At 61.8% G+C, this 4997-nt stretch carries 4 protein-coding genes and 1 tRNA gene; 3 read left to right on the top strand and 2 right to left on the bottom strand.

Annotated elements, in window-relative coordinates; genetic code table 11:
- The first annotated feature begins 317 nt into the window (after window positions 1–317).
- A complete protein-coding gene (locus ACHFFR_RS05910; protein ID WP_394263346.1) occupies window positions 318–1586 on the top strand; it encodes a plasmid recombination protein in 1269 nt (422 codons plus the stop codon).
- Between the two features lie 50 nt (window positions 1587–1636).
- On the opposite strand, the gene ACHFFR_RS05915 is transcribed toward ACHFFR_RS05910, so the two are convergent.
- Window positions 1637–1879: a hypothetical protein gene (locus ACHFFR_RS05915; RefSeq protein WP_394263347.1), complete on the bottom strand. Its 243-nt coding sequence runs from the start codon at window positions 1877–1879 to the stop codon at window positions 1637–1639.
- Between the two features lie 250 nt (window positions 1880–2129).
- On the opposite strand from ACHFFR_RS05915, the gene ACHFFR_RS05920 reads away from it, so the two are divergent.
- Both ACHFFR_RS05920 and ACHFFR_RS05925 read left to right on the top strand, forming a co-directional pair.
- Window positions 2130–3317, top strand: a complete 1188-nt coding sequence (locus ACHFFR_RS05920; RefSeq protein WP_394263348.1) for an adenine-specific methyltransferase EcoRI family protein — start codon at window positions 2130–2132, stop codon at window positions 3315–3317.
- Complete coding sequence (locus ACHFFR_RS05925) at window positions 3317–4585, top strand: DUF262 domain-containing protein (RefSeq protein WP_394263349.1); 1269 nt, start codon at window positions 3317–3319, stop codon at window positions 4583–4585. Before ACHFFR_RS05920 ends, ACHFFR_RS05925 begins: the two co-directional genes overlap by 1 nt.
- 156 nt (window positions 4586–4741) lie before the next feature.
- Here ACHFFR_RS05925 and ACHFFR_RS05930 read toward each other — a convergent pair.
- Window positions 4742–4814 (bottom strand) — tRNA-Arg (locus tag ACHFFR_RS05930).
- Window positions 4815–4997: the final 183 nt, after the last annotated feature.

The raw sequence follows: 4997 nt of genomic DNA on the forward strand, positions 1-4997 counted from the left end.
TTGTGTGTGGGGTAGCGGAGCGAGGGGCCCCAGACGGTGAGAGGGTCGCCCGGATTCCTCCGGAAACTCTGGCGCTGGAGTCATGCAAACGAGAGGAGAGGTCAGTGACGTTCACAGTAGCCGCCCGACAGGGCGGTGTGACGCGAACGGACGTGGCGGGGCTGTTGCGGCACTCTTTCCGCGACGTGGACCGCCAAAACGGCACGGAGGCACGCCACAGCAACCCGAGGATTAAGCCGGAGTTGACCGGTCTCAACGAGTCGCGAATGTGGGACGGGTCGGTGGACGAATGGGTTCCGATTTCGTCTACGGATGAGGTGCTTGCAGAACTCGATGATCGACTGGCCCACGCGGGCGGTACGCGAACGAACAAACGAACAGGGAAGACCACAAAGGTCGCTGTCCGTCGTGATGCGAAAGTCGTTCGCGAAATCGTCCTGCAGCTGGATCCGGAATGGACGAGATCGTCGGCGTTCGTGCTTGAAAATCAGGAGGTTGGCGATGGCGTCCATGCTGGCGAAGTGCGCGCCCGCCTCATGGACATGGTGACGTATTTTGGTGAGGTCTACGGCGAGGACAACCTGCTGGCCTATTCGTTGCACCTCGACGAGACAAGCCCTCATGTTCATCTGTTCGTGACTCCGATTGATGACCTCGGTCGTGTGCGGCAGGCAAGCTTCATCCCTGATGGGAAAGGCGCTCAATCTGGGTTGGCCAACGTTGATCGTGGGCTGCGCCGGTATTTGATTGAGCGCGGCTTCGATGCCGATCCGGAGCCGCGCCGGGTTCGCCAATCGAATTTGAGCGTTGATGAGTATGCCCGGTATGCCGAAGCCGCCGAAGAGGTCGCCGCCCGCGAGGTCGAAGTCGAGGATCGACAGGCCGCACTCGACTGCCGCGAAAGTGAAGCCGAAAAGCGCGAAACCGGGCTCGCTTCCCGTGCGACAGAACTCGACGCTCGTGAGGTCGCCGTGGCCGACGCCGAGGTCGCCGTGGCGGCACGCGAAACAGAGGTCGAAACGGCCGAGGCCGCGCTGCCGAATCTGCGCCGCAAAGCGGAAGATGAGTCTCGCGAAATCGTCGAGGCTGCCAACGTCGCCGCCGCCCGGATTCGTGGCGACGCGCGCACCGATGCGGGTGCGATTCTGGCCACCGCTCATGCCGACGCGGCGACGATCCGGGCGGACGCCGAGAAGGAGGTCGATCGGCGGATCACCGAGGCGGCAGAGGCCATCGAGCGAGAGCGCGCGGCCGCCGCTCGCGAGGCGGTTCCGACGTTCGATCCCAAGATCGCCGAGGCGCAGATGCCCGCCGCGCTGATGGCCGTGCTCCAGCGGGTGAACCCGAGGACGGGTAGATCACTTTACGACGCCGCGATGGAGCAAGCGGAGCGCTCCTACACGCAGAAGACATTGGGCGTGCTCACCGAGCACGACAAGCAACGGCTCAGCGAAACCGTCGCGCAACGCAAGGCGAGGATGCGGAGTTTTATCGACGGATCGGCCGCCGCGCCCGCCCCTGATCGTGGGCCGGATTACGGGTTCGGAAAGTCGAGCGGCGGCGGACTCGGCGGCATGTCGCCGTGACCCCAGGGGCCGGCGCGCCGGAGCGCAGTGGAGGCGGGCCGGCGCGTGGGTCAGAATGCGGGCTCGGCGAGCCCCATTGCCCGGAGGCCCGCCTGCTCGGCTTCGGCCGTGGCGATGGCGCGCGAGGCGACCCAGCGCGTGAGCTGTTCGAGCTCGGCTCCGTCGAGAGCGCCGAGGTCGGCGTCGAGGGCGTGGACGATGCGGGCGAGCGCGGCCTCGCCGCTGGACAGGCTGCTGTCAGCCGGATCCCACGTCAATGCGCGGGCGATGCGGGGCGGGGCGGGGTTGGTCATGATGAGTCCTTTTCGAGGGGGTCGGATGGTCAATTTCACCACCGGCCCGGCCCCGCCGGGCGCGCGTGCGCGGCACGCTGAGAACATAGGGACGCCCCCGCCGCGTCACCAGCGGGGGGTGCTGGGAGTGCAGTGGCGTCGGGGAAAACTATAAGCCAGAAGTACCGGGTTTGCAGTGCAACGTCTGAGAGGCGTTTGTGCAGGGGTTTTGGGGTAGAATGGCATGGATGTAATTGAAGGGTGGAGGCACATGGCAAACACGAGTTTGGGGACAGCCAAGAAGGCGAAAAACGACGAGTTCTACACGCGGTGGGAGGACATCGAGCGGGAGATGAACGCGTACCGGAACTTCGATCCGGACGTGTTCCGCGGCAAAGTCGTGCTGTTGCCCTGCGATGATCCGGAGTGGAGCAACTTTGCGAAATACTTCGCATTGCATTTCGAGGATTTCGGGATCAAGAAGCTGATTTCGACGAGTTTCGCACCGAAGAGCAATTTCGACGGCACCTACTACGAGCCGACGTTGTTCGAGACCGAGGATCCGGCGTATGACGCCGAGAAGTCGATGACGCGGGGCCGGAAGTTCGTACTCGATTCAGTGGATCTCAACGAGGACGGCCGCATCGACTATGACGATCTTCGGTGGGAGTACCTGGAAGGTGACGGGGACTTCCGCAGCGAGGAGATCACGAAGCTCCGTGATCAGGTCGACATTGTCGTGACGAACCCCCCGTTCTCCCTGTTCAGGGAGTTTCTCGCCTGGTTGATGGAGGGCGATGTGGCGTTCTCGATCATCGGGCCGACGAATGCGATCACGTACAAGGAGGTCTTCCCGCTGATCCGGGACGGTGAAGTGTGGCTGGGCCGTGGTTTCAGCGGGGGGAACGCCTATTTCCGGGTTCCCGAGGCGGCGCGCGATGACTATGCGGCCGGGGTCTTCGATGAGGAGACCAGCACCGTGCATTTCCGGAACATCAGTTGGTACACCAATTTGGAGCACGGGCAGCGACACGAGCCACTTGAACTCATGACGATGGAGGACAATCTCCGGTTCAGCCGACGCAAGGTGATTCGCGAAAGCGGGTACCCGCGTTATGACAACTATGACGCGATCGAGGTCTCGTACACCGAGGCGATCCCGAGTGATTACGAGGGATTGATGGGGGTTCCGATCAGTTTCCTGGATCGGCACAATCCCGAGCAGTTTGAGGTTTTGGGCATCACCAAAACTTGGGACGATGATGCCGGTTTGAAGCAGAAGATCTACCCGACTCAGACGCAGGTTTCGAAGAAGGGTTCCCGATCACAGGTCGGCAAATTGAATGACGGCGCGGCGATTGAAGTGTCCGAGCCGCCCGAGTCGACGTACTACGAGGTCGACGGAAAGATGTTCAAGCAGCCTTACGCTCGTATTTTGATTCGGAAGAAGGGGTCGTAATGGAGACTGATCTGAAGCAGTACACGGTGCGGGAAGTCGTGGATCAGTTTCGCTACGACGAACTTGAGGGTAAGGGGCTGTATGGCCTGGCGGGCCGGTTGGTCATCCAGCCCGAATACCAGCGCAACTACATCTACGAAAGCGGCGACAAGGACAAGGCCGTGATCCGCTCGATTCTCAAGGGCTACCCCCTGGGGCTGCTGTACTTCAACGTCGTGAGCAGCGACGATGAGGAAGAGAAGGAGAGGAAGGAGGGAGTAGCAGCGGAGGCGAAGAAGGAGAAGCCCAGGCAGCTGGAGGTGCTTGACGGTCAGCAGCGGATCACGTCAATTGGGCGATTCGTGACCGGTCTCTTTGCCGTCGAGTGGGCCGGCCGACGGCAGACTTTTGGTTCATTGCCCACGGAACTCCAGCAGAAGATCATGGACAAGAAGCTGCTTGTCTATGAGTGCGAGGGGTCTGAGGAGGACATCAAGGAGTGGTTCGAGACGCTCAACATTGTCGGCGTTCCTCTCAACGACCAGGAGCGGCGAAACGCCGTGTACTCCGGCCCGTTCGTGACGCGCGCTAAGGAGACGTTCTCGAATTCGCGGAACAGCAACGTTCAGCGTTGGAGCTACTACGTCAGCGGCGATGTGAATCGCCAGGCGATTCTCGAGACGGCTCTTCTCTGGGTCGCCTCGTCGAAGACGGATGAGATCAAGTCCTTCGATGGCAAAACTCGCGCGAAGCTGATCGAGCGCTACATGGCCGAGCATCGGTTCGACGAAGATATTACCGAGATGAAAGCCTATTTCGACACGGTGATTTCCTGGGCTGGTCACGTGTTCCCCGGTACTCCGCGGGACCAGATGAGGGGGCTGGAATGGGCCCGGCTGTACCGGCTCTACGGGAAGAAGCCCTATGACTCCGGCCAGGTCGGCGCAGCCGTTGACCGCCTGTTCGAGGACGACGCTGTCCGCGACAAGAGGGGCATTTTCGAGTACGTTCTCGGCGGCGAGCAGGACACGCAGCTGCTGGATGTGCGTCTCTTCGAGGCGTCGACGAAGAAGGAGGCGTACAAGCTCCAGACTGCTGACGCAAAGACCAGGGGAGTGTCGAACTGCCCCGTATGCGAGGTCGGCCGCAACGCCAACAAGGACCGCATCTACAAGCTGACCGAGATGGAAGCCGATCACGTCCGCGCATGGTCGAAGGGTGGGTCGTCTGACCTGGATAACTGCGAGATGCTGTGCAAGGTTCACAACCGCGCAAAGGGGAACAGGTAGCCCAAGCGACAGGCCTACTTTATGCGCGGGAGTGGCGAGCGTGCTCGGCACTGGCGGCGATCGCTGATCCTCCATTAAACAGAGGAGATAAGAGAGTAGGTAGAGAATATAGTGAGGCCCGTTACCTGGATTCATGCAGGTAACGGGCCTCTTTTGTGCCCCAGAGAAGAATCGAACTTCCGACACCGGCTTTAGGAGAGCCGTGCTCTATCCACTGAGCTACTGGGGCGGATCGTCGGCGGCGGGTGGCCGGCAGCGGTCTGCGGCGCGTGCCCCGGCGCGACGCCACAACATTACCCCACGGTCCGGGTGTCGCCGAAAGCCATGATCATCGCCACAGTCGTGCCGCATCGCCCCAGCGTGCGTGAATCCCGGCTAACGGTGATCCCCCCGTGGCCGTCGCGAGCCGCGC

This window comes from Trueperella sp. (genome assembly GCF_043424875.1).
Lineage (GTDB): Bacteria > Actinomycetota > Actinomycetes > Actinomycetales > Actinomycetaceae > Trueperella.